This window comes from Kribbella sp. NPDC104740, from assembly GCF_055583505.1.
Map to the genome: position 1 here is coordinate 595742 of NZ_JBVJNV010000004.1, position 22736 is coordinate 618477.

Annotated in this window: 19 protein-coding genes; 9 read left to right on the forward strand and 10 right to left on the reverse strand. The window is 69.3% G+C overall.

What is annotated here, in order from left to right:
• Positions 1-71 precede the first annotated feature (71 nt).
• The 9 genes from ACZ6Z4_RS23995 to ACZ6Z4_RS24035 all read right to left on the reverse strand — a co-directional run bounded on the left by ACZ6Z4_RS23995 (position 72) and on the right by ACZ6Z4_RS24035 (position 9732).
• Complete coding sequence (locus ACZ6Z4_RS23995) at positions 72-1343, reverse strand: phosphodiester glycosidase family protein (protein ID WP_465568573.1); 1272 nt, start codon at positions 1341-1343, stop codon at positions 72-74.
• Between the two features lie 86 nt (positions 1344-1429).
• Complete coding sequence (locus ACZ6Z4_RS24000) at positions 1430-1717, reverse strand: 4a-hydroxytetrahydrobiopterin dehydratase (RefSeq protein ID WP_465568576.1); 288 nt, start codon at positions 1715-1717, stop codon at positions 1430-1432.
• 10 nt (positions 1718-1727) lie between these two features.
• Positions 1728-3107 carry an MFS transporter gene (locus ACZ6Z4_RS24005; RefSeq protein WP_465568580.1) on the reverse strand — a complete coding sequence of 460 codons (1380 nt, stop codon included), beginning with the start codon at positions 3105-3107 and terminating at the stop codon, positions 1728-1730.
• A 34-nt stretch (positions 3108-3141) separates the two neighbouring features.
• On the reverse strand, positions 3142-5124 hold the full coding sequence (locus tag ACZ6Z4_RS24010) for an ABC1 kinase family protein (protein WP_465568584.1): 1983 nt from the start codon (positions 5122-5124) through the stop codon (positions 3142-3144).
• A 135-nt stretch (positions 5125-5259) separates the two neighbouring features.
• Positions 5260-6012 (reverse strand): succinate dehydrogenase/fumarate reductase iron-sulfur subunit, encoded by a 753-nt coding sequence (locus ACZ6Z4_RS24015; protein ID WP_465568595.1) that lies wholly within the window; start codon positions 6010-6012, stop codon positions 5260-5262.
• Entirely contained in the window at positions 6009-7886 is a 1878-nt protein-coding gene (locus tag ACZ6Z4_RS24020) for a fumarate reductase/succinate dehydrogenase flavoprotein subunit (protein ID WP_465568617.1), read from the reverse strand. The genes ACZ6Z4_RS24015 and ACZ6Z4_RS24020 overlap by 4 nt, the downstream gene beginning before the upstream one ends.
• 18 nt (positions 7887-7904) lie before the next feature.
• Positions 7905-8693: a hypothetical protein gene (locus ACZ6Z4_RS24025; protein WP_363665282.1), complete on the reverse strand. Its 789-nt coding sequence runs from the start codon at positions 8691-8693 to the stop codon at positions 7905-7907.
• A gap of 11 nt (positions 8694-8704) precedes the next feature.
• Positions 8705-8968 (reverse strand): hypothetical protein, encoded by a 264-nt coding sequence (locus ACZ6Z4_RS24030; RefSeq protein WP_363665281.1) that lies wholly within the window; start codon positions 8966-8968, stop codon positions 8705-8707.
• A gap of 122 nt (positions 8969-9090) precedes the next feature.
• Positions 9091-9732, reverse strand: a complete 642-nt coding sequence (locus tag ACZ6Z4_RS24035) for a hypothetical protein (protein ID WP_465568624.1) — start codon at positions 9730-9732, stop codon at positions 9091-9093.
• A 56-nt stretch (positions 9733-9788) separates the two neighbouring features.
• On the opposite strand from ACZ6Z4_RS24035, the gene ACZ6Z4_RS24040 reads away from it, so the two are divergent.
• The 7 genes from ACZ6Z4_RS24040 (at position 9789) to ACZ6Z4_RS24070 (ending at position 18912) form a co-directional block, all read left to right on the forward strand.
• Positions 9789-10181, forward strand: coding sequence for an NUDIX domain-containing protein (locus ACZ6Z4_RS24040; RefSeq protein ID WP_465568627.1), 393 nt, complete (start codon positions 9789-9791; stop codon positions 10179-10181).
• Positions 10182-10303: 122 nt separating this feature from the next.
• Complete coding sequence (locus ACZ6Z4_RS24045) at positions 10304-11350, forward strand: ABC transporter permease (RefSeq protein ID WP_465568630.1); 1047 nt, start codon at positions 10304-10306, stop codon at positions 11348-11350.
• Between the two features lie 8 nt (positions 11351-11358).
• On the forward strand, positions 11359-12360 hold the full coding sequence (locus ACZ6Z4_RS24050) for an ABC transporter permease (protein WP_465568633.1): 1002 nt from the start codon (positions 11359-11361) through the stop codon (positions 12358-12360).
• 52 nt (positions 12361-12412) lie between these two features.
• The gene (locus ACZ6Z4_RS24055; RefSeq protein WP_465568636.1) at positions 12413-13486 is read left to right on the forward strand and encodes an ABC transporter ATP-binding protein; all 1074 of its coding nucleotides are present in this window, start codon (positions 12413-12415) and stop codon (positions 13484-13486) included.
• Positions 13487-13509: 23 nt separating this feature from the next.
• Entirely contained in the window at positions 13510-14574 is a 1065-nt protein-coding gene (locus ACZ6Z4_RS24060) for an ABC transporter ATP-binding protein (protein WP_465568639.1), read from the forward strand.
• Between the two features lie 174 nt (positions 14575-14748).
• Positions 14749-16461, forward strand: a complete 1713-nt coding sequence (locus ACZ6Z4_RS24065) for an ABC transporter substrate-binding protein (RefSeq protein ID WP_465568643.1) — start codon at positions 14749-14751, stop codon at positions 16459-16461.
• A gap of 114 nt (positions 16462-16575) precedes the next feature.
• Positions 16576-18912: an ATP-binding protein gene (locus ACZ6Z4_RS24070; protein ID WP_465568647.1), complete on the forward strand. Its 2337-nt coding sequence runs from the start codon at positions 16576-16578 to the stop codon at positions 18910-18912.
• On the opposite strand, the gene ACZ6Z4_RS24075 is transcribed toward ACZ6Z4_RS24070, so the two are convergent.
• Positions 18909-21284, reverse strand: coding sequence for a tetratricopeptide repeat protein (locus tag ACZ6Z4_RS24075; protein ID WP_465568651.1), 2376 nt, complete (start codon positions 21282-21284; stop codon positions 18909-18911). The genes ACZ6Z4_RS24070 and ACZ6Z4_RS24075 overlap by 4 nt on opposite strands.
• Positions 21285-21404: 120 nt before the next feature.
• Here ACZ6Z4_RS24075 and ACZ6Z4_RS24080 point away from each other — a divergent pair, with 120 nt between their 5' ends.
• Together ACZ6Z4_RS24080 and mshB are read left to right on the forward strand one after the other, a co-directional pair.
• Positions 21405-21701, forward strand: a complete 297-nt coding sequence (locus tag ACZ6Z4_RS24080) for a response regulator transcription factor (RefSeq protein WP_363665272.1) — start codon at positions 21405-21407, stop codon at positions 21699-21701.
• Positions 21702-21793: 92 nt separating this feature from the next.
• Entirely contained in the window at positions 21794-22705 is a 912-nt protein-coding gene (gene mshB, locus ACZ6Z4_RS24085; RefSeq protein WP_465568655.1) for an N-acetyl-1-D-myo-inositol-2-amino-2-deoxy-alpha-D-glucopyranoside deacetylase, read from the forward strand.
• Positions 22706-22736 lie beyond the last annotated feature (31 nt).

Here is a 22736-nt window from a genome sequence, read left to right on the forward strand (position 1 = left end):
GCCGTACACGGTGTCGCGGCGAGGGCCGGCCAGCGCTCGGGCTGGCCGACCCTCGACATGGCGGGAAGCGGTCAGTTCTTGTACTTCGCGTCGACGTAGACCAGCGCGTCGCCGACCAGGCGCTCGGCGCCGGCGAGGTGGTTGACGACCGCGCCGTTGACGGCCATGGCGGTGGAGCCGCCGCCGTCGAGGTTCATGGCGTCGTGCAGGCCGAGGGACTTGGCCAGGGCGGCGGACTCGGTCATCGTGGTGCCGACGCTGACGCCCTGGCGGCCGTCGATGGTGACGAACATCAGCTTGCCGTCCTTGGTGGTGCCGGCCAGCGTCCGCGGGTTGCGGTCGTTGAAGCTGCCGCCGGTCGGCTGCTCGACGACCTGGCCGTCGCGCATCAGCAGGCCGCGGCCGGTGACGCCGTACAGGCTGTCCTTGAGCGAGAGCTTCTTGCCCTTCTCGTCCTTCAGCGCGATCTCGGTGTCGAGGCAACCACCGGCGAGCGTCTGGAACAGCTTGACCGTGTCCTGGCCGGTGGCCTGGATCGACGTCTGGCCGGCGACCAGCGCCGTACCGCGGGTGGTCGCGGTGCGGACGACGCAGCCCTTCTTGTCCAGCACGACCTCGATACCGGCACCGGCCGGGGTCGCGGCGGAGAACTCCGGCGTGAACAGCGAGATGTCACCGGGCACGGTGCAGTCCGTCTGCGCGGTCAGCGTCGCGCACGCGGCCGGGACGACCGGCGGGTGGTTGACGAACTCCAGCGGCAGCTCGGCCTTGGTCTTCTTGTTCTCCACGGTGCCGGTCCAGCTGACGTGACCGATCAGCGCCTTGTTCGACTTCGCGTCGATCACGAAGTTGGTCTCGGCCGGGTCGGTCAGCGGCTCGCTGAGCAGCTTGCCGTCGTAGATCCCGAGACCGACCGGCTCACCGGGGTACTGCTGGCTGGCGGTGAAGGTGAAGAACGACGCGTTCACACCCGCGAGCGCACCGGCGCCGGCGACCAGCGCGCTGGTCTTCTCGGTCTTGGCCAGGTCCGGGCCGTACGTCGCCTTGACGTAGCCCTTGGCCTTCTTCGGGTCGATGGTGAGCACGTTGATCAGCCACGGGCCACGGGTGGTGGTGTTGATCTGGTCGGCCGGGGCCGGGTCGGTGCCACGGCTGATCTTGGTCAGCGTGACGCCGTCGGTCAGCGTCTGGGCGCTGCGGGTCTCGGTCAGGTCCTGGTCGCCCAGGGGCAGGGTGAGGCTGCCGGCGGCGTTGGCGCCGGCCGGGGCGATCGCGAGACCGGCGATCGCGGCCAGCAGGACAGCACCGGCGGCGGCGACGCGCGGTCGTACGGAAGAAGTCATACCGGTGAGCCAAGGCGATCGGGCGGAAACTTTCGCCGGATCTAGTTAACGGGTAAGCAACTTCCGGATGACGCTTTCGGGGCTGCTCAGCCCGCGGCGGTGTCGATGTGCCGGGCCAGCACCAGGTCGTCGTCGGTGATCCCGCCGGCGTCGTGGCTGGCGACGTGGAAGGTGATCGTGGTGTAGCGGATGTCGATGTCCGGGTGGTGGTTCATCGACTCGGCCAGCTGCGCGACCGTCGCGACCAGCCGGATCCCGTCCAGGAAGGTGTCCTTCTTGACGCTGCGGACCAAGGCGTTGTTCTGCACCTTCCACTCCGGAAGATGGTCACGGATCGCCTGGTCGATCTGGTCGTCGGTCAGCAGCTCAGCCATGCGGCACACTCTAGTGCCCCGGCACCCGGGCCGAGGTGAGCAGGGCGAGCAACGCCAGTACGGCGGACGTGCTGATGATCGCGCCGAAGACCCAGTGCGTCGGGTGGTCGGCGTTGACCGCGAGCAGCGTGCCGAAGAGGGCGAAGACGGCGGCGATGCTCATCGTGCCGGCCATCTGGGCGCTGCTGCTGTTGCGGCCGGAGTTGGTGGCGTCGGACAGGTCGAGGGTGAGGACCGAGACGCTGGACGAGTTCAGGCCCATGCCGATCCCGGCGGCGGCCCAGCTGACCAGGCCGATCCAGGGGCTGGTGGTCCAGGCCAGGAGCGTCGTACCGGCGATGCCCGCGGTCATCAGGGCCAGGCCGGTGCGCAGGACGGTGAGGCGTTCGAAGCCGTGGTCGCGGCCTTGCAGCCAGGAGCCGAAGGCCCAGCTGACGCCGGTGATCGAGAGTGTGATGCCGGCCTTCGAGGGGGAGAAGTCGTGCAGGACGGTGAGCAGCAGCGGGAGGTAGGCGCCCGCTCCGGCGAAGGCGGCACCGCCGAGGCCGCGGACGGCGACGACGGCGGGGAAGCCGCGGCGAGCGGTGAAGGTGCCGGCGGGCATCACGCGGACGGCGGCGACGGCGAGGACGACGAGGCTGACCGGGATCGCGATCCAGGCGATGGTGGGGTGGGCTTCGAGCTGGTCGCCGGCCCAGGTGAGGGTGAAGAGCGCGACAGAGGCGGTGAGTGCCCAGGGCAACAGGGTTCGCTGAGCTGCGAGAGTTTTCGTGTCTTCTGCTGAGACTGATTGCTCGGAGGTCGCCAGCATGCGCAACGCGGGGCGGAGGCAGAGCCAGCTGGGGACGAGCAGCAGCAGCGCGCCCAGGAACACCCAGCGCCAGCCGACCTGCTCGGTGACGAAGCCGGTGACGACCGGCCCAACCACCGACGGCAGGATCCACATCGCGGCGAACAGCGAGAACATCCGCGGCCGCAGCGCGGCCGGCAGGGCCCGGGCGACCAGGACCATCAAGGCGACGTCGAGCAGGCCCTCGGCGAGGCCGCTGAGCAGCCGGCCGCCGATCACCATCGGCATCGACTGCGCCGTACCGACCAGCAGCTGCGCGGCCGCGAAGATGATCGCGCCTGCCCGCAGTGCGGCGACCGGACCGCGGCGGTCCGCCCAGAGTCCGGCGAGTGCGAGCGACACCAGGTACGACGCGTTCGGCGCGGCGTTGGTCAGGCCGAAGCTGCCGAGCGCGTCGAACTCGCGGACCATCGTCGGCAGCGCTGTACCGACCGCGCGGTTCTCGAACGCGCCGAGGGTGACCAGGCCGACGACGCCGAGCACCAGGGCGAGGTGCTCGCGGCCGAACAGGCGCGGCTGGGCCGCTTGAGCTAGAGGCATGCGGACCATCGTCGACGTTCAAGCCCGCTTGAGGTCAACCGCTGCGGCGGGCGTCCGGGAGCCGGAAGATCAGCACCAGCACCCGGAGTACGAGGACAGCACAGATCACCAGCAGGTTGTAGCCGAAGAGCTGGAACAGCGTCATCGAGTCGGTGACCTTCGGGCCGCCCGGCGTACCGAGCAGGAGGACGGCCATCACCCCGGCCGTCGCGCCGAGCACCGCGAGCAGGGCCTGGTGCAGCATCGCGGTGAAGTGCCGCCGGTCGCGCTCGTCCGCGAAGAGCCGGACGTTCAGGCCGAGCCGCCCGGACTCGGCGGCCGCGGCGATCCGGTCGATGCGGCGTGGCAGGCGGCGCAGCATCGGGAGCAGCGTGGCGAGCTCCTCGGTCGCCGTACGGCGTAAGGCGTCGGGAGCGAGCCGGTCCGTGACGTGTGCGGCGGCGAACTGGCGGGACGCCGCGATCAGGTCGAAGCCCGGTGACAGCCGCGCGATCGTGCCCTCGATCGTCGCCAGCGCGCGGAACACCGCCGCGACCTCGGGCGGGACACCGAGCCCGTGCGCGGTGATGATCCGGAACAGGTCGTTGAACATCGCCGGCCCGAGCGCGGCCCCGGCACCGAGGTGCCGGGCCATGAACTGGCCGACCGCGCGCTCCAGCGCCTGCTCGTCGACGACGTCCGGGCGGTTCACGATCTCGAGCAGCGCGTCGGTCGCCGACACCGGGTCGCCGTGGTCGACACCGAGCAGGAACCGCTGCAGCGCCTCGCGGGTCGACGGATCGAGCCGCCCGACCGAGCCGAGGTCGAGCATGCCGAGGCGGCCGTCGGTGAGCAGCAGGAAGTTGCCCGGGTGCGGATCGGCGTGGAAGACGCCGTCGATCGCGACCTGGCTCAGCAGGCAGTCGAAGAGGGTCTTCGCGAGTCGGGCGCCGTCCAGCCCGCGCTCGGCCACGGCGGTGGCGGCGTTGCCGAGCCCGACGCCGTCGAGCCGCTGCATGGTCAGGACGCGCTGGGTCGACAGCCGCGGGTACAGCTCCGGTACGACGACGTCGGCGTTCCCCGCGACCGCGCGACCGGCGGCGACGCTGGTCATGTTCCCGGCCTCGACGGTGAAGTCGAGCTCCTCCAGCATCGCGTCGGCGAACCCCTCCGCGAGTGCTCGGACCCCCATCGCGCGGCCCCAGTCGGTGTTGCGCTCCAGCATCCGCGCGAGCCGGCGGACGATGTCGAGGTCGCGCTGGACGAGCGCGGTGATACCGGGGCGCTGGACCTTCACGACGACCGCCGTACCGGTGTCGGCGAGGCGAGCGGTGTAGACCTGCGCGACGGAGGCGGCGGCGAGCGGCTCGGTGCCGAAGTCGTGGAAGATCTGCTGCGGGTGGGCGCCGAGCTCCTCGGTGAGCGCGTGCTCGATCTCCGGCCAGGGGGCGGGGGAGACTTGGTCCTGGAGGCGGCTCAGCTCGTTGGCGACCGAGGCGGGGATGACGTCGCTGCGGGTCGAAAGGACCTGGCCGAGCTTCACGAACGTGACCCCGGCTTCGTCGAGCGCGAGCCGGAGGGAGCGGGCGAGATCGGCCTGCCCGGCGGCGTCCTCGCGGCCCGGTCGGCGGCGGCCGCGCAGGTAGGGGCCGAGACCACGGCGTACGGCGATCCGGAGGATCTGCAGGTAGCGCCGGGTGCGGGCGATCCGGCCGCCGACGTCGCGGCGCAGGTCGCGGACGCGGGGGAGCGAGCCGGTCGGGACGAGCGCCTCGGACAGGACGAGGAAGATCAGCCCGGCGAGCATCGAGCAGAGGGCCGTCAACCCGAGGTACGCCGCGGCGGCGCCGTTCGACCCGGTCCAGGGCAGCGGGCCGACCAGGGCGTTCATGATCGGGCTGAAGATCAGCAGCGTCAGCAGCGCCCCGATCGCCATCCGCCCCAGCCCGAACCGCACCCCCAGCAACCGCTGCGACACCGGCACGAAGATCACCATGAAGATGACGAGATTCACCAGCCCGATCAGCAGAACGTCCATGCCGAGCACCCTAGAAGACCGAACGTGGCGAATGTCTCACCCAGACAGGTGAGCCGCCTCCCCCGCGGGAGTGAACAAGCCCTGACACGACAACAGCCCCCGACCAGGGCCGGGGGCTGTTGTTCGGGTACGGCGTCAGGCGCCGCGGCGTTTGATCTTGTTGCCGAGCCAGACGATCGGGTCGTACTTGCGGTCGGCGACGCGTTCCTTCATCGGGATCAGCGCGTTGTCGGTGATCTTGATGTGCTCGGGGCAGACCTCGGTGCAGCACTTGGTGATGTTGCAGAAGCCCAGACCGTGCTGGTCCTGCGCCTCGTGCTGGCGGTCGGCCGCGTCCAGCGGGTGCATGTCCAGCTCGGCGATCCGCATCAGGAAACGCGGGCCCGAGAAGGACTCCTTGTTCTCCTCGTGGTCACGGATCACGTGGCAGGTGTCCTGGCACAGGAAGCACTCGATGCACTTGCGGAACTCCTGCGAACGCTCCACGTCGACCTGCTGCATCCGGTACTCACCGGGCTTCAGGTCGGCGGGCGGAGTGAACGCCGGGATCTCGCGCGCCTTCTGGTAGTTGAACGACACGTCGGTGACCAGGTCGCGCAGCACCGGGAAGGTGCGCATCGGCGTGACCGTGACGACCTCGTCCTCGGCGAACGTGTTCATCCGGCACATGCACATCAGCTTCGGCTTGCCGTTGATCTCGGCCGAGCACGACCCACACTTGCCGGCTTTGCAGTTCCACCGGACCGCGAGATCCGGCGTCTGCGTGGCCTGCAGACGGTGGATGACGTCGAGCACGACCTCACCCTCGTTGACCTCGACCTCGTAGTCCTGCAGGTCGCCACCCTCGGCATCCCCGCGCCAGACGCGGAACTTGCCCTTGTAGCTCATGCCGGCAGCTCCTCCTCGGTCAGGTACTTCTTCAGCTCGTCCAGCTCGAACAGCTCGAGCAGGTCGTCCCGCATCGGGATCTGGTCCTTCTTCGTCACGTCGACCGAACCGTCGGCGTTCAGCCCGCAGACCAGCAGCAGCTTGCGCCAGTCGGCGTTCATGCCCGGGAAGTCGTCGCGGGTGTGACCGCCGCGGGACTCCTCGCGCTGCAGCGCCGCCTTGGCGACGCACTCCGACACGGTCAGCATGTTGCGCAGGTCGAGCGCGAGGTGCCAGCCGGGGTTGAACTGCCGATGCCCCTCGACGGTCATCTTCGCGATCCGGCCGCGGAACTCGGCCAGCCGCGACAGCGCCTGCTCCATCTCCTCGGCCCGCCGGATGATCCCGACCAGGTCGTTCATCGACTGCTGCAGCTCCTGGTGGATGGAGTACGGGTTCTCCCCACCCTCCAGCTCGAACGGCGCGAGTGCCTCAGCGGCGGCGGCGTCGATGTCGGCCTCGGCGATCTGCGGCCGGTTGTCCCCGAGCGAGTCCAGGTACATCGCGGCACCCATGCCGGCCCGGCGCCCGAAGACCAGCAGGTCGGACAGCGAGTTGCCGCCGAGCCGGTTCGAGCCGTGCATGCCACCGGCAACCTCACCGGCCGCGAACAACCCCGGTACGACGGACGACGCGGTGTCCGGGTCGACCTCGACGCCACCCATCACGTAGTGACAGGTCGGCCCGACCTCCATCGGCTCGGCCGTGATGTCGACGTCCGCCAGCTCCTTGAACTGGTGGTGCATCGACGGCAGCCGCCGGGTGATCTCCTCGGCCGGGAGCCGGGTGGAGACGTCCAGGAAGACGCCGCCGTGCGGCGTACCGCGCCCGGCCTTGACCTCGGAGTTGATCGCCCGGGCGACCTCGTCGCGGGGCAGCAGCTCCGGTGGGCGCCGGTTGTTGTCGGCGTCCTTGTACCAGCGGTCGGCCTCTTCCTCGGTGTCCGCGTACTGCGCGCGGAACACGTCCGGCACGTAGTCGAACATGAACCGCTTGCCCTCGGAGTTGCGCAGCACGCCGCCGTCACCACGGACCGACTCGGTGACCAGGATGCCCTTCACCGACGGCGGCCAGACCATGCCGGTCGGGTGGAACTGGATGAACTCCATGTTGATCAGGGTCGCGCCGGCCCGCATCGCGAGGGCGTGACCGTCGCCGGTGTACTCCCACGAGTTCGAGGTGACCTTGAACGACTTGCCGACCCCGCCGGTGGCCAGGATGACCGCGGGGGCGTCGAACAGGATGAACCGGCCCGACTCACGCCAGTAGCCGAAGGCCCCGGAGATCGCGTCGCCGTCCTTGAGCAGCTCGGTCACCGTGCACTCGGCGTACACCTTGAGGTTGGCCTCGTAGTCGCCGGTGGCCTGGAAGTCCTCCTGCTGCAGGGAGACGATCTTCTGCTGCAGGGTGCGGATCAGCTCCAGCCCGGTCCGGTCGCCGACGTGCGCGAGCCGCGGGTAGGAGTGGCCGCCGAAGTTGCGCTGGCTGATCCGGCCGTCCGGCGTCCGGTCGAACAGCGCGCCGTAGGTCTCCAGCTCCCAGACCCGGTCGGGGGCTTCCTGCGCGTGCAGCTCGGCCATCCGCCAGTTGTTCAGGAACTTCCCGCCGCGCATCGTGTCGCGGTAGTGGACCTGCCAGTTGTCGTTGGAGTTCGCGTTGCCCATCGCCGCCGCGCAGCCGCCCTCGGCCATCACGGTGTGCGCCTTGCCGAACAGCGACTTGCACACGATCGCGGTGCGCTTGCCCTGCTCGCGGGCCTCGATCGCGGCCCGCAGGCCGGCGCCGCCGGCCCCGATCACGATCACGTCGTACTGGTGTCGTTCCAGTTCAGTCATAGGTAACTAACGTCCGAATCAGTTGAAGAAGCGCAGGTCGGAGAACCAGCCCGCCGACAGCGACATGATGTACGCGTCGGTCAGGATCACGGTGAACAGCGACACCATCGCGAAGGTGCCGTGCTTCGGGTTCAGCTTGGACACGAAGGTCCAGTACCGGTAGCGCAACGGGTGCTTGGAGAAGTTCTTCAGCCGGCCGCCGACGATGTGCCGGCAGGCGTGGCAGGACAGCGTGTACAGCCACAGGGCAACGAGGTTGATCCAGATGATCAACGTGCCGAGGCCGATGCCGAAGCCGCCGTCGGTGCCGTGGAAGGCGAGCACACCGTCGTACACGTTGAGCAGGCCGAAGACCAGCGCGCCGTAGAAGAAGTAGCGGTGCAGGTTCAGCGCGACCAGCGGGAACTTCCGCTCACCGGTGTAGCTCTTGTGCGGCTCCGGGACGGCGCAGGCCGACGGCGCGAAGAACAGCGAGCGGTAGCCGGCCTTGCGGTAGTAGTAGCAGGTGCCCCGGAAGCCGGCCAGCACCGCGAAGGTGATGATGCTGAACGGGATCACCCGCGGGAACTCACCGAACCAGGTGCCCAGGTGACTCGACCCGGGGACGCAGGACTCGGTGATGCACGGCGAGTACAGGGGAGTGAGGTAGTGGTGCTCGTCGACCCAGTACCACTTGTTCATGAAGATCCGGACCGTCGCGTAGACGACGAAGAAGCCCAGGATCACGCCGATCCGCAGCGGCGCCAGCCACCAGCGGTCGGTTCGCAGCGTCTTCTGCCCGATCTGCGCACGACCGGGACTGTTCACTCCAATGGCCATCAGGGTGCGCGCCGGTCCGGTGCTCCGAAGCCCTCGTGCTCTGCTTCTGTCCACATGGACGCGTCATACTCCACGTCGGGAATCTCCTCGAGTTCCTCCGGAACAGGTCCGGGTCTGTGCCGCGGGTCCGGCGAGCCCAGCTCGGCCAGGTCGTCGCTCAACCGGGCCACGTCGGAGACCAGCCGGCGAACGCCGAGGGTGTCTCCGTACTCCTGGCTGAGTTTGCCGACGCTTCCGTGCAGCGCCTCGAGTGCGCGTTGCACAGCTGCCACACTGCTGCTGCCATCGCCCATACCGACTCCAGTAATGGTTTTGTTGCTGTAAGTATGGGCACACTTTGCCTCCGCTCGGCGCACAACGGAAGACCCTTCGGTACGGCGTGTTTTTAGTTAGGTTCCCCTTTGTTGCCGACCGCGCTCGGGTGGAGTAAAGGGCCGTATCCGGCCTTCAGCACAACGAGATTCGCGGGCGGGGTCAGCACCGTCACGACGGTGTCGAGGGGCCGCGTTGCCGTTGCGGCGTAGCCGTTCCAGGACCACGGGCGGACCTGGCTGCCGAGGACGAGCGCCGGTCCGTCGGTGTCCGCGATCATCGCGCCGTCAGGCAGTTCCCCCAGTACGGCGTACGTCGTGCGCTGCCGGCGACTGTGGGGTTCGACTCGTTGGCGGTGCAGCTCCGCGTCCATCGCCGCGGCCTTCGGGCGGGTCGCCAGATCGTGCCCGCGGGCCCAGGCGTCGGCGTACTGGAGGAAGTCGGTACGGCGGCAGTACGCGCACGGGCGATGACCGGCCGCCAGCGCGACCGCCTCGTCGAAGAAGAACAGCGCGGTCCATCGCCCCGGCGGCATCGGGTCGCGCTGGACTCCCTTGTAGTCGAGCAAGCAGATGAGCCAGGCCTTGGAGCGCCAGCGCGTCGTACCGAGCCGACGGTCGGTGTCGTGCAGGGATCCGCGGTTGCCCATCAGCAGTCCGCGACCGGGACTCGCGACGATCTCCTGACTGGGCAGGACTCTGTTCTGCAGCGGCATGACCACATCCTGCGTGGCTGAGCCGACAGTTCCCAGGGGGATGGCACAGTCGGCGCATGGACAGAAGGGTGGTCGTCGGGGTGGCGATCGTCGACGAGGGTCGGGTGCTGGCGGCGTTGCGGCCGGGGCCGGACGGTGGCTGGGAGTTCCCGGGCGGCAAGGTCGAGCCGGGGGAGTCCGACCAGGCCGCCGCGGAGCGCGAGATCGAGGAGGAGCTCGGTCTGCGGATCACCGTTGGAGCCGCGTTGCCCGGTGAACAATTCATCGGGGACAAATACGTTCTACGGGTTTACCTGGCCGAACCGGCCGGTCACGACTGGTTACCGGTGCTGCGCGAGCACACCGAGATCCGCTGGGTGCAGGCCGCTGACCTGGGAACTCTCCGCTGGCTCCCGGCCGACCGTCCGTTTCTGGTGACGCTGGGTCACCATCTTGTCGCGGATGGGTGATCAGTCACGATTCAGCGACAGGCTGGCCCGTCCCGTGGCGTCCACACTGCGAGATTTGTAGGGTTCCCGCCAGGCCGCGAAAAGCCATTTTCGCTCGACCGGGAAGGGCTGGGGGAAACACAATGACTCTGGGAGCGACCGAGGCTTCCCCGCCCGACGGCGGACTCCCCGCTGAACACATCGCGGAGACCGCCGAGGCGAAGCAGATCGAAGGCCGTTCGCTCGGGCAGATCGCGTGGGCACGGCTGCGCAAGGACAAGATCGCGCTGATCAGCGCGATCGTCATCCTGCTGATCATCCTGATCGCGATCTTCGCGCCGCTGATCGTGAAGATCTCCGGCTTCCCGCCGGACCAGCCGAACTTCAAGGACAGCCACGGCAACGACCTGCTGGACAACTCGCTGGGCGGTATCCCCAAGGGCGGTCTGTTCGGCAGCGGGATGAGCTCCGAGCACTGGCTCGGCGTCGAGCCGCAGAACGGCCGCGACGTCTTCGCCCGGCTCATCTACGGTGCGCGCGCGTCGCTGCTGGTCGCCCTCGGCGGCACCATCGTCGCGGTCCTGCTGGGCACCGTGATGGGCATGGTGGCCGGTTACTTCCGCGGCTGGGTCGACGCCCTGATCAGCCGGCTGATGGACATCCTGCTGAGCTTCCCGACGCTGCTGTTCATCCTGGCGCTGACCCCGGTGATCGCCGACCGCGCGCAGGACACCTTCGGCATCCCCGACGACAACGGGCTGCGGATGGGCGTGCTGATCTTCGTGCTCGGCTTCTTCGGCTGGGCCTACCTGGCCCGGATCGTGCGCGGCCAGACGCTGTCGATCCGCGAGCGCGAGTTCATCGACGCGGCCCGCTCGCTCGGCGCCGGCCCCGGCTACGTGATCTTCAAGCAGATCCTGCCGAACCTGATCCCGACGCTGCTGGTCTACGCGACGCTGATCATCCCGACCTACATCACGGCCGAGGCCGCGCTGTCGTTCCTCGGCGTCGGCGTCAAGGAGCCGACCTCGTCGTGGGGCCGGATGATCTCCGACGCCTCGAACTGGTACGAGGGCAACCCCCTCTACCTTGCTTTCCCGGGCGCGATGCTGTTCATCACAGTGCTCGCCTTCAACCTGCTGGGTGACTCGGTGCGCGACGCGCTCGACCCGCGAGCCGGACGGAGCTGACCGAAGCCGTGTTCAACTACATCGTCCGCCGCCTGCTGCAGATGGTCCTGATCCTGTTCGCGATCAGCGCCATCACCTTCTTCCTGTTCTGGGCGACGCCGGCCAACCCGGCGCTGCTGATCTGTGGCAAGGACTGCAACACCGAACGGATCGCCGAGGTGAACGCCTCGTACGGGTTCGACGACCCGTTGATCGTCCAGTACGGCCGCTACATGAGCGGCATCGTCAACCCGGGCGGCCGGGAGCTCGGCACCGAGGGCTCCCAGGAGCACTGCTCGTGGCCGTGCCTGGACCGTTCGCTGCAGAACGGCCTGCAGGTCAGCGACTCGATCGCCGACGCGATCGGCCCGACGTTCTGGCTGGCCACCGGGGCCGCCGTCCTCTGGCTGGTCTCCGGCGTTCTGCTGGGACTGATAGCGGCGCTGCGCAAGGGCAAGTGGGTCGACAAACTGAGCGTCGGACTGGCGTTGTTCGGTGTTTCGTTCCCGACGCTGGTCCTCGGCTACCTGCTGGTGTTCGTGTTCATCGTGAAGGGTGGGGTGCTGCCCTACCCGGACCAGGCGAACTCCACACCGACCGCGGGGATAGGACCGTTCCTGCAGTTCTACATCCTGCCTTGGGTGACCTTGGCGCTGGTCAACGCGGCGCTCTACACCCGGCTCACCCGGGCCAACATGATCGACACGATGAACGAGGACTACATCCGGACCGCACGGGCCAAGGGCCTGGGCGAACGCACGGTGGTGTTCAAGCACGGCCTGCGCGCCGCGCTGACACCGATCGTGACGATCTTCGGGCTCGACCTGGGCGCACTGCTCGGCGGTGCCGTGATCACCGAACGGATCTTCAGCATCCAGGGCCTGGGCAAGCTGTCGATCGACTCCGTCCTCGGCAACGACCTGCCGGTGGTGATGGGCGTCGTCCTGGTCGCCGCGTTCTTCGTCGTCTTCGCCAACATCGTCGTCGACGTGCTGTACGCCTTCATCGACCCGCGGGTGCGGCTGTCATGACCGTACTGATGACACCTCGTACCGACACCAGCACCCGGACGGAGCCGATCCTGTGAGCGCCACCGCATCCACCGAACCGACCCAGCCGGCCGGCGCGCGGGACGCCGAGGCGTTCCTCGAGGTCCGCGACCTGCAGGTGCGCTTCCCCACCGACGACGGCCTGGTCCGCGCCGTCAACGGGCTGAGCTTCTCGCTCAAGCCCGGTGAGACGCTCGGTATCGTCGGCGAGTCCGGCTCCGGCAAGAGCGTCACCAGCCTGGCGATCATGGGCCTGCACAAGGGCAGCCGGGCCCAGGTCGAGGGCGAGATCTGGCTGGACGGCAACGAGCTGGTCTCGATGCGGGTCGAGGAGATGCGCCGCCTGCGCGGCAGCAAGGTCTCGATGATCTTCCAGGACCCGCTGTCGGCGATGCACCCGTTCTACCGCGTGGGCGACCAGCTGGTCGAGGCGTACCTGGTGCACAACGACGTGTCCAAGGCGGTCGCCAAGAAGCGGGCGATCGACATGCTGGACCGGGTCGGCATCCCGTCGCCGGCCAGCCGGTTCCACGACTACCCGCACCAGTTCTCCGGCGGGATGCGGCAGCGCGCGATGATCGCGATGGCGCTGATGTGCGACCCGCGGCTGCTGATCGCCGACGAGCCGACCACCGCGCTCGACGTCACCGTGCAGGCCCAGATCCTGGACCTGATGAACGACCTGCAGAAGGAGTTCAACTCCGCGATCATCATCATCACCCACGACCTCGGCGTCGTGGCGCAGATGGCGGAGAAGCTGGTCGTCATGTACGGCGGCCGCGTGGTCGAGGCCGGCGACGTCCGGGACATCTTCTACCGGCCCGAGCACCCCTACACCTGGGGCCTGCTCGGCTCGATCCCGCGGATCACCGGCGGTGGCGACCGGCTGAAGTCGATCAAGGGCTCGCCGCCCTCACTGATCAACCTGCCGACCGGCTGCCCGTTCCACCCGCGCTGCGACTTCCGCGACCGGGTACCGGGTGACGCCTGCGTCACCGACGTACCGGAGCTGCTGCAGATCGGCGGTGGGCCGCACGCGGCGCGCTGCCACATCGCCAGCCCGGAACGGCAGCGGCTGTTCACCGAGCAGATCAAGCCGGCGCTGTGAGCGCGGCCACCCAAGGGGACAACGTGACGACGACCTCCACTCCGAAGCCGACCCGCCGGTCCAAGGCGACGCCCGAGCGCACCGGTGGGACGCGCGGTGAGGTCCTGCTGGACGTGAAGGGCCTGCAACGGCACTTCCCGGTCACCCAGGGCATCGTGTTCCAGCGCCAGACCGGCGCGGTCAAGGCGGTCGACGGGATCGACTTCCAGCTGATCGCCGGCGAGACCCTCGGCCTGGTCGGCGAGTCCGGCTGCGGCAAGTCCACCACCGGGCGGCTCGTCACCCGGCTGGACGAGCCGACCGGCGGCACGATCACCTTCCAGGGCACCGACATCACGCACCTGAACCGGGCCAAGATGCGGCCGTTCCGGCGGGACGTGCAGATCATCTTCCAGGACCCGTTCTCGTCGCTGAACCCGCGCCAGACGGTCGGCACGATCATCGCCGCGCCGTTCGAGATCCAGGGCATCAAGTCCGAGGGCGGCACCAAGAAGGCCGTCCAGGACCTGATGGCCCGGGTGGGCCTGAACCCCGAGCACTACAACCGCTACCCGCACGAGTTCTCCGGCGGGCAGCGGCAGCGGATCGGGATCGCCCGCGCGCTCGCGCTGCGGCCGCGGCTGATCGTCTGCGACGAGCCGGTCTCCGCGCTGGACGTGTCGATCCAGGCCCAGGTGGTGAACCTGCTGGACGACCTGCAGGACGAGTTCGACCTGACCTACCTGTTCGTCGCGCACGACCTGTCCGTCGTACGGCACATCTCCGACCGGGTGGCGGTGATGTACCTGGGCAAGATCGTCGAGATCGCGACCCGGGACGAGCTGTACAACCACTCGCGGCACCCGTACACGCACGCCCTGCTGTCGGCCGTTCCCGAGCCCGACCCGGACGCGGTCAAGCGCCGCGAGCGGATCCGGCTGACCGGTGACGTGCCGAGCCCCCTGAACCCGCCGTCCGGCTGCCGGTTCCGTACTCGCTGCTGGAAGGCGCAGGACGTCTGCGCCGAGCAGGAGCCGCCGCTGGTCCAGATCGGAGCCCCCGGCCATGCGGCCGCCTGTCATTTCCCGGAGGAACGCGACGTCGTCTGACGGACACAGACGGTAACAAACGGTCTCGCGTGTGCGTGGAAGTCGTCACGATCCGGTGACGGCGAACGAGAACCGTTGAAGTGATGTCGAGGTCATGAGTAGATGACCGGCATTCCAGTCACCAGGGCAGCCGTGACCCGGCGTCCCGATGGAGGAAACAGAAAGAAGGATGGCATGAGACACGCCAAGCGCGCCGGAGCCGTGGTTGCCACGGGTCTGGCCCTGACCCTCACGCTGGCGGCATGCGGCGGGGACAACGACAACGGCGGCGGAACCGGCGGCGGGAGCTCGACGGAGGGGGCGAAGGGTGGAATCGTCACCGTTTACCACGCTTCGGACTTCGAGCACCTCGACCCGGCCCGTGCGTTCGTCACGGACACCGGCATGTCCGGCCAGCTCCTCTACCGCACGCTGACCGCATTCAAGTGGGACGGCGCGGCCAAGAAGGTCGAGCTGGTCGGTGACCTCGCCGACAAGTGGGAGAGTTCGGCCGACTTCAAGACCTGGACCTTCACGCTGAAGGACGGCTTGAAGTACGAGGACGGTTCGCCGATCACGACCAAGGACATCAAGTACAACGTCGAGCGGTCGTTCTCCGCCGACCTGTCCGAAGGTGCGCCGTACGGCAAGAACTACCTGGACTGCAAGGGCTACCTGGGCCCGTACTCGCCGGCCGGCAACAACGGTGGCAAGGGCTGCACCGCGATCGAGGTCCCGGACGAGAAGACGATCGTCTTCAAGCTGAACCAGCCGGTCTCGGAGTTCCACATGACCGCGTCGATGAAGATCTTCGCGCCGGTGCCGCAGGCCAAGGACACCAAGACCCAGTACGACAACCGGGTGTTCTCCTCCGGCCCGTACAAGGTCAAGACCTACACCCGCAACAAGACCCTGGTGCTGGAGCGCAACACCAACTGGGACCAGGCCACCGACCCGATCCGCACGGCCATGCCGGACGGTTTCGAGTTCAAGTTCGGTGACGACGAGGCGATCGTCGACCAGCGCCTGATCGCGGGCACCGGTGCCGACGCCAACTCGATCAGCTTCTCCGGCGTCCAGCCGCAGAACCTGGCCAAGCTGACCCAGGCCAACGTCAAGGACCGGGTCGTCGAGGGCACCGACTCCTGCCGTCGCTACATCGCGTTCAACCAGCAGAAGCCGTTGCTGAAGAACCAGAAGATGCGCGAGGCGCTGACCTACGCGTTCGACAAGACCGCGTACATCACCGCGCGCGGTGGCGACAAGCTGAACGTCCCGTCGGACTCGATCGTGCCGGAGAGCCTCGAGGGTTACCGGAAGAACTCCGCCTTCGAGGTGCCGCTGACCGGTGACGTCGAGAAGGCCAAGGCCGCGCTGGCCGAGGCCGGCTACAAGGGCGAGAAGCTCCAGCTCGGTGCGTCCGACGCGACCGACATCTCGATCAAGGCCGCGGAGGCTGCTCAGGCCGCCTGGAAGAAGATCGGTGTCAACGTCGACATCAAGAAGATCCCGGGTGACAACTACTACTCGACGCAGCAGAACGACGCGTCGGCGACGGACCTGATCACCGCCGGCTGGTGCAACGACTGGCCGTCGCTGTCGACGATCGTTCCGCCGGTCCTCGGCCCGGACAACACCGCGCCGGGCAAGGCCGCCCAGAACAACTACGGCCGCTCGCCGGTCGGCTGGGACAAGATGAACGAGATCCCGAAGATCGCGGACCAGAAGGAGGCCACGAACGCGTGGGCCGACGTTCTGGACGAGGCGATGAAGACGTTCCCGCTGGTTCCGATCTCGGCGGACAACAACGTCTACGTCTTCGGTGGCAACATCACCGGCGCGACCGCCAACTCCGACATCGGTGGTCTGCCGGACCTGACCAAGATCGCCCTGAAGAAGGTCGGCTGATCTCGAGCAGGTAGCACCAACTAGCTGAACCCGAGGGCGGTACCGGATCTCCGGTACCGCCCTCGGCACGTCTGGGTAGGCTGTTCGCCCCATCCGCGGCAGACGGGACGACGCGTGAACGAGACCTTCGGCGCGGTCCTGCGCCGGCTGCGGCGCGACCGGGGACTCACCCAGGAACGGTTGGCCGAGACCGCGGGAATCAGTGCGCAGGCCGTGCGGTTGCTGGAGACCGGTCGGCGCCGCTTTCCGCGGCCGTCGACGGTCACGGCGCTGGCCGACGCGTTGCAGTGCCCGGCCGCCGAGCGCGATCAGTTGCTGCTGGCAACGGCACGGACACCGTCCAGCTCCCGTGACCTGCCCGCTCCGCCGACGGACTTCACCGGACGGGCCGGCGAGGTCGAGAGCCTGACGGCGTACCTGACCACCGGCGCCGTCGGTCCCGCCGTACCGATCGTGTCGGTCACCGGGATGGGCGGGATCGGCAAGACCGCGCTGGTGCTGCAGGTCGCCGCCGATGTGGCCGCGGAGTTCCCCGACGGCCGGGTACTGGTCGACCTCGGTGGCTACAGCCGCTCGGGTCCGGTCGATCCGTTGACCGCGTTGGACAGGGTGCTGCGGTCGCTCGGCATGCCCGCCGGCGATCTCCCGACCGACCTGGACAGTGCTGCCGCAAGGTACCGCAGCGCGGTCGCCGGGCGCCGGATGCTGATCCTCCTCGACAACGCCGCCGACAGCAGCCAGGTGACGCCGCTGCTACCGGGGACGAGCGGGAGCGCGGTCATCGTGACGAGCAGGCGGTCGATGCCGGAGCTCGCTGGCGCGCGGCAGCTCCAGCTAGACGCGCTGTCGGAGGAGGAGGCCGTGCGACTGCTCGCCGAGGTGGGTGGCCCGGTGGTGCAGGCGGAGCCCGCCGCCGCGCAGCGCGTCGTACGGTACTGCGCTTGTCTGCCGCTGGCCGTGCGGATCGCTGGTGCACGGCTGGTCGACAAGCCGGCCGGGGCTGTCGAAGCCCTTGCCGAGCAGCTGGCCGACACGTCCGGCCGCGTCGCACGGCTGGACGATGACGGGCACGGCGTGCGGAGCAGCATCGCGGTATCCGTAGAGCAGCTGGCCGCGTCGGACGACCCGCTGGACGTGGCAGCTGTCCAGCTGCTGCCGCAGATCGCGGCACTCGACGGGTACGACGTGTGGTCGCGGGTGGCCGCTCGAATCGCCGGTACGACGCCCGACCAGGCGGACCTACTGCTGGAGCGACTCACTGACGTCAGCCTGCTGGAAGCCCACGCGCCGACCCGCTACCGCCTGCACGACCTCGTGGCGAGTTACTTCGGCTCTGCGCTGGACGCCGCCGAGCAGAGCGCCGTTCGCTGCCGCGTGCTGGACACGTACATCGCGATGGTCTGGCAGCTGACGCAGTCGTCGAGGCGCCCGCCGGCGACCAGAGAGCACTGGAGCGATCCCGCGTGGCGGGCCGATGCTGCCGACCTCACCGACCGGAACACCCTGCTGGACCTGCTCGACGACGAGCGCGGCAACCTGATCGCCACGCTGCGCCGAGCGGTCGCCGGATCCACGCAGGAGCGTGACCTGGTCGTCCGGCTCGCGGTCGGGACGAACTACTACTGCATCGCCCGGCGGCGCTGGCCCGAGTGGAAGGAGATCGCCGGGCTGGCCGCCCCGACCGCCACCGAACCGTTGCCCAAGGCAATGCTCCTGGCGGACCGTGGCCTGGCGCACGGGGAGCTCGCGGAGTTCGGCGCCGCCGCGGACTCCTTGCTGCAGGCGCTGGCCGAGCTCGAGACGGTCGACGTCCCGGCCTTCCGGGCGGGGCAGGTGACGAGCCTGAGCCACATGCTCGAGCGGGCCGGCCGGGTCGAGGAAGGCCTGCGGTACGGCGAGGAGGCGCTCGCGCTCGCTCTCGCGAGCGGCGACCAGGAAGCCGAGGCGATGGCTCTTGTCGTGCGGGGGATGCTCCGCGGGAAGCTCGGGCAGGCCGCCAGGGCCCGCGACTTCGAGCGCGCGGTGGAGGTGATGCGGAAGGTCGGGGCGGCTCGGGGAGTGGCCATCGTGTTCCAGCACATCAGCTTGTCGTACCGGGAGACCGGTGACTACGCGGACGCTGTCGCGCCGGCTCGGGAGAGCCTGCAGATCCTGCGCGACAACAACGCGGGGCCGTACCTGCCGGAGGCCAACGAGGACCTCGGGTGGGTGATGTTCCTGTCAGGCGACGTTGCCGGTGCGCTGGAGTCGCTCACCGAAGCGCTGGCCGGCGCCGAGGAGTTCGAGCTGTGGGACCGCGAGGGCAGCGTCAGGGTGCGGCTCGCTCAGGTGCTGGTCGCGTTGGGACGTTCCGACGAGGCGCGTGGTCATCTGGAGGCGGCGGTGGAGATCTACGCCTCGCGTGGGATGGCTGCTGCCGATGAGGCTCGGGGGTTGCTGGAGGCGCTCTAGCTGGGCGCGGGCAGGCTGAGCAGGTCGCGGAGTTCGGCGGTGCCGTGGGCGTTGTGCTGCTCTCGGATGGACAGGGCGATGCGCCACTCGCGGCGGGCCTCGGGGAGGCGGCCCTGGAGGTGGCGGACCTCGCCTAGGGACTTGCGGATGTCGGCCTCGCAGAGCCAGTCGCCGTACTGGCCGGCGATGGCCAGGCCCTCGCTCTGGTGGGCGACGGCCTCGTCGAGGCGGTCCTGGGCCAGGCAGAGCTTGCCGAGCTCGTTGAGGACCTCTGCCTGCTGTACGGCGGCGCCTGCGCGGCGGTAGAGCGCCAGGCTCTGCTGGAGGCTCTCGGCGGCCAGGTCGTAGTGGCCGGCCTCGCGGTAGGAGACGCCGATGTTCTGGGCGATCATGCCGCGGTAGCGCTCCTGGCCGGGCTCGACCAGGAGGCCCAGCGCCTCGGTGAAGTGCCGCTGGGCGGTCTCGGTGGCGCCGGTCTTCAGGTAGAGCATGCCGAGCGCCAGGCAGGCCCAGGCGGCGCGGGGCGGGATGCCGAGCCGGAGGCCGATCTCGCGCGCGCGTTCGGCGTACGGGATGCCGTCGGCGGTCCGGCCGGTGCGTTCGAGGACGTGGCTGAGGCTGCTCAGGCACAGGGCCTGCAGGTTGCCGTCGCCGGAGGCGTCGGCGGCCTCGATCGCCCGGCGCAGCGGCATCACCGCCTGCTGGTACTGGTCGAGCTCGGCGTGGGCAGCGCCCAGGTCGTGCAGCACCAGGCCCTCGGCGATGCGGTCGGAGCCGCCGTTGACCAGGCGGAGTACGGCTTCGTTGACCTGCAGCCAGTCGAGCCAGGCGCGCCGGAGGGCGTAGTACGCGTTGAGCCCGACCGCTACCTGTACGGCGAGCTCCGGCTGCTCTGTGACCGCGTGCTGGATGGTGGTGACCAGCCCGGAGCGCTGGGCGTCCAGCCAGCCGAGCACGTCCTCCTGCGCCGGCAGGTCGTCGGCGCCCTTCAGCCACTCCTCGTCCAGCCACCCCTCGCGGGTGACGCCGTGGCCGGAGTACTCGCTGGCTCGCCAGACCACCGCCGAGATCCGCTTCATCCAGCGCGTGGTGACAGCCAGCCGGTCCTCGCGGGTGAGCGTCTGCTCGGCGAACTCGCGGGCGGCGACCCGTACGAGGTCGTGCAGGCGGTAGACCCCCGGCGACGGCGTGGTGAGCAGGTGAACGTCCACCAGCCGCTCCAGCACGATCTCGGCCTCCGGCTCGGGGCTGTCCGAGAAGGAGGCGGCCAGCGCCGCTGTCAGGTCCGTGCACTCGGCCAGACCGAGCAGCGCGAACATCGACACCGCCTGGACGTCGATCGGGTCCTCGCTGCCGGCCAGCTGCTCGATCGACAGCACCAGCGTCGCCCGTACGCCGGAGTCGTCGAGCTGGAGCTCGTCCAGCCGACGCCGGCCGTCAGCGAGCCGGTCAGCCAGGTGCGCCACCGGCCAGGACGGCCGGGAGGCCAGCCGGGCGCCGGCCATCCGGATGGCCAGCGGCAGCCCGCCGCACTGGCGAACCACCTCGGCGCACTCGTCCTCCGGTGCCTCCAGCCGGCCGGAGATCCGCCGCAGCATCTCGATCGACTCGTGCAGCGGCGGCTCACCCAGCTGGTACTGGCGACCGCCCAGACCCGCCATGCTGCGACGGCTGGTCACCACAGCGGCGCAGCCACCGGCTCCTGGCAGCAGCTGCCGCACCTGCTCGTGGTCGGCCGCGTTGTCGAGCAGCAGCACGAGCCGGCGGCTGGACAGCACAGTCCGGAAGCGGGCTGCCGCGGTGGGCAGGTCAGCTGCCGGGATCTCGCCCAGGTCCTCCAGCAGGTAGGTCAGCGCCTCCAGTGGCTCCAGTGGCGGGCCCAGCCCGAAGCCGCGCAGGTCCAGGTACAGCTGGCCGTCGGGGAAGTGTGCGGCCACCTCGTGCGCGACGTGGATGGCCAAAGTGGTCTTGCCGATGCCACCCATACCGGTGATCGCCGTCACGCTCACACCGGGGCTGTCGATCAGGTACCGGCTCAGCTCGGCCAGCTCCTGCACCCGGCCGGTGAAGTCGCCGCTGGCGAACGGGAGCTGCCGCGGTGAGACGACTGGGAGCGCGGGCTCGTCCAGCGGCATGCGGTCCGTCTTGCCGCGACGGGAGGCTGCGGCGACCAGCGCGGCCTGCTGGTCCTTGTCGAGCCGGAGAGCGGCTGCCAGCGCCTTGACGGTGGCCGGTTGGGGGTACTTGCGGGTGCCGCGCTCCAGCGTGCTGATGGCCTGGACGCTGATCCCGGAGGCCACCGACAGCTCGTCCTGGGTGAGGCCCGCCGCCGTCCGGTGCCGGCGGAGCAGGGCGGCGAACTGCGACTCCACGCCCGCCTCCCCTCACGAACAGCGACTTTGTATGGGTGAACTGTATGGGTTGTACCTGGTGACCTCCCCGGGCGCTCAGAAGAATGGGCTGCGCTGGACCAATCTGGGGAGGAGTTGAGGATGTCCGTTTACCAGGCTGTCCCTGTGGTGCGAATGGAGGATTTCGCGCCGGAGGTCGTCTGTGAGGTGTACGAGCTCGGATCGCGGCGGCCCACACCGGCCGCGGCGAAGGACCTGACCACCCGCCAGGTGCTGATCGGCCGCCTGATGGCCACCGGTGCCAAGGACGCGGCGATCGCCCGGCAGCTCGGGCTGTCGCTGCGCACCGTCCGGTCGGAGATCAGCGCGCTGATCGCCGGGCTGGGGGCACGGTCGCGGTTCCAGGCCGGGTGCCTGCTGGTCCGCCGGTTCGGCTGAGCTCGTACGGGCCGTGACCTGGTGGTAGCGGCCCGTGGCGGTCGGCTTGCGTCGCACGGTTTCTGTCCGAACCGCGACGTAGGCTGATCGCCATGACCGAGCTCCCTGCCCGCCGGCTGCTGCTGGTGCACGCCCACCCCGACGACGAGACCATCAACAACGGCGCCACGATGGCGAAGTACGTCGCCGAAGGCGCCCACGTCACGCTGATCACCTGCACCCTCGGCGAGGAGGGGGAGGTGCTGGTCCCGGAGCTCGAGCACCTCGCCGCCGACCGGAGCGACGCGCTCGGCCCGCACCGGATCGGTGAGCTGGCCGCCGCGATGGACGAGCTCGGCGTCACCGACCACCGCTTCCTCGGCGGCCCCGGCAAGTACCGCGACACCGGGATGATCTACGACGAGAGCGGCAATGCCGCCGTCCCGCCGGACACCCGCCCGGACAGCTTCTGGCAGGCCGACCTGGTGACGGCCGCGAACGACCTGGTCCAGGTGATCCGCGAGGTCCGCCCGCAGGTCCTGGTCACCTACGACGAGTGGGGCAACTACGGCCACCCCGACCACATCAAGGCGCACCGCGTCGCGACGTACGCCGCGGCCCTGGCCGCCGCCCGCTCGTACCGCGAGGACCTCGGCCCGGCCTGGGACATCGCCAAGATCTACTGGACCGCGATGGCCGAGGGCCCGATGCGCGACAGCCTGCGCAAGCTCCGCGAGGCCGGCGACACCACCACCTTCGACGGCCTCGACCCCGAGGGCCCGATGCCGCCGATGATCACCCCCGACCGCCTGATCGACTGCATCGTCTCCGCCGACGGGTACTGGGACCGCAAGATGAACGCGATGAAGGCGCACGCCACCCAGATCACCGTCGACGGCCCGTTCTTCGCCCTGTCCAACAACAACGGCAGCGAGATCTGGGGCGACGAGGCCTACCGCCTGGTCAAGGGCACCGCCGCCCCCGGCCCGAACGGCGTCGAGGACGACCTGTTCGCCGGGCTCTGAGCGACCGGCCGCGCCGCCTGACTACGATCAG

Coding starts and splice junctions, on each gene's coding strand:
- ACZ6Z4_RS23995 (WP_465568573.1), bottom strand. CDS start 1,343: ATGACTTCTTCCGTACGACCGCGCGTCGCCGCCGCCGGTGCTGTCCTG.
- ACZ6Z4_RS24000 (WP_465568576.1), bottom strand. CDS start 1,717: ATGGCTGAGCTGCTGACCGACGACCAGATCGACCAGGCGATCCGTGAC.
- ACZ6Z4_RS24005 (WP_465568580.1), bottom strand. CDS start 3,107: ATGCCTCTAGCTCAAGCGGCCCAGCCGCGCCTGTTCGGCCGCGAGCAC.
- ACZ6Z4_RS24010 (WP_465568584.1), bottom strand. CDS start 5,124: ATGGACGTTCTGCTGATCGGGCTGGTGAATCTCGTCATCTTCATGGTG.
- ACZ6Z4_RS24015 (WP_465568595.1), bottom strand. CDS start 6,012: ATGAGCTACAAGGGCAAGTTCCGCGTCTGGCGCGGGGATGCCGAGGGT.
- ACZ6Z4_RS24020 (WP_465568617.1), bottom strand. CDS start 7,886: ATGACTGAACTGGAACGACACCAGTACGACGTGATCGTGATCGGGGCC.
- ACZ6Z4_RS24035 (WP_465568624.1), bottom strand. CDS start 9,732: ATGCCGCTGCAGAACAGAGTCCTGCCCAGTCAGGAGATCGTCGCGAGT.
- ACZ6Z4_RS24040 (WP_465568627.1), top strand. CDS start 9,789: ATGGACAGAAGGGTGGTCGTCGGGGTGGCGATCGTCGACGAGGGTCGG.
- ACZ6Z4_RS24045 (WP_465568630.1), top strand. CDS start 10,304: ATGACTCTGGGAGCGACCGAGGCTTCCCCGCCCGACGGCGGACTCCCC.
- ACZ6Z4_RS24065 (WP_465568643.1), top strand. CDS start 14,749: ATGAGACACGCCAAGCGCGCCGGAGCCGTGGTTGCCACGGGTCTGGCC.
- ACZ6Z4_RS24080 (WP_363665272.1), top strand. CDS start 21,405: ATGTCCGTTTACCAGGCTGTCCCTGTGGTGCGAATGGAGGATTTCGCG.
- mshB (WP_465568655.1), top strand. CDS start 21,794: ATGACCGAGCTCCCTGCCCGCCGGCTGCTGCTGGTGCACGCCCACCCC.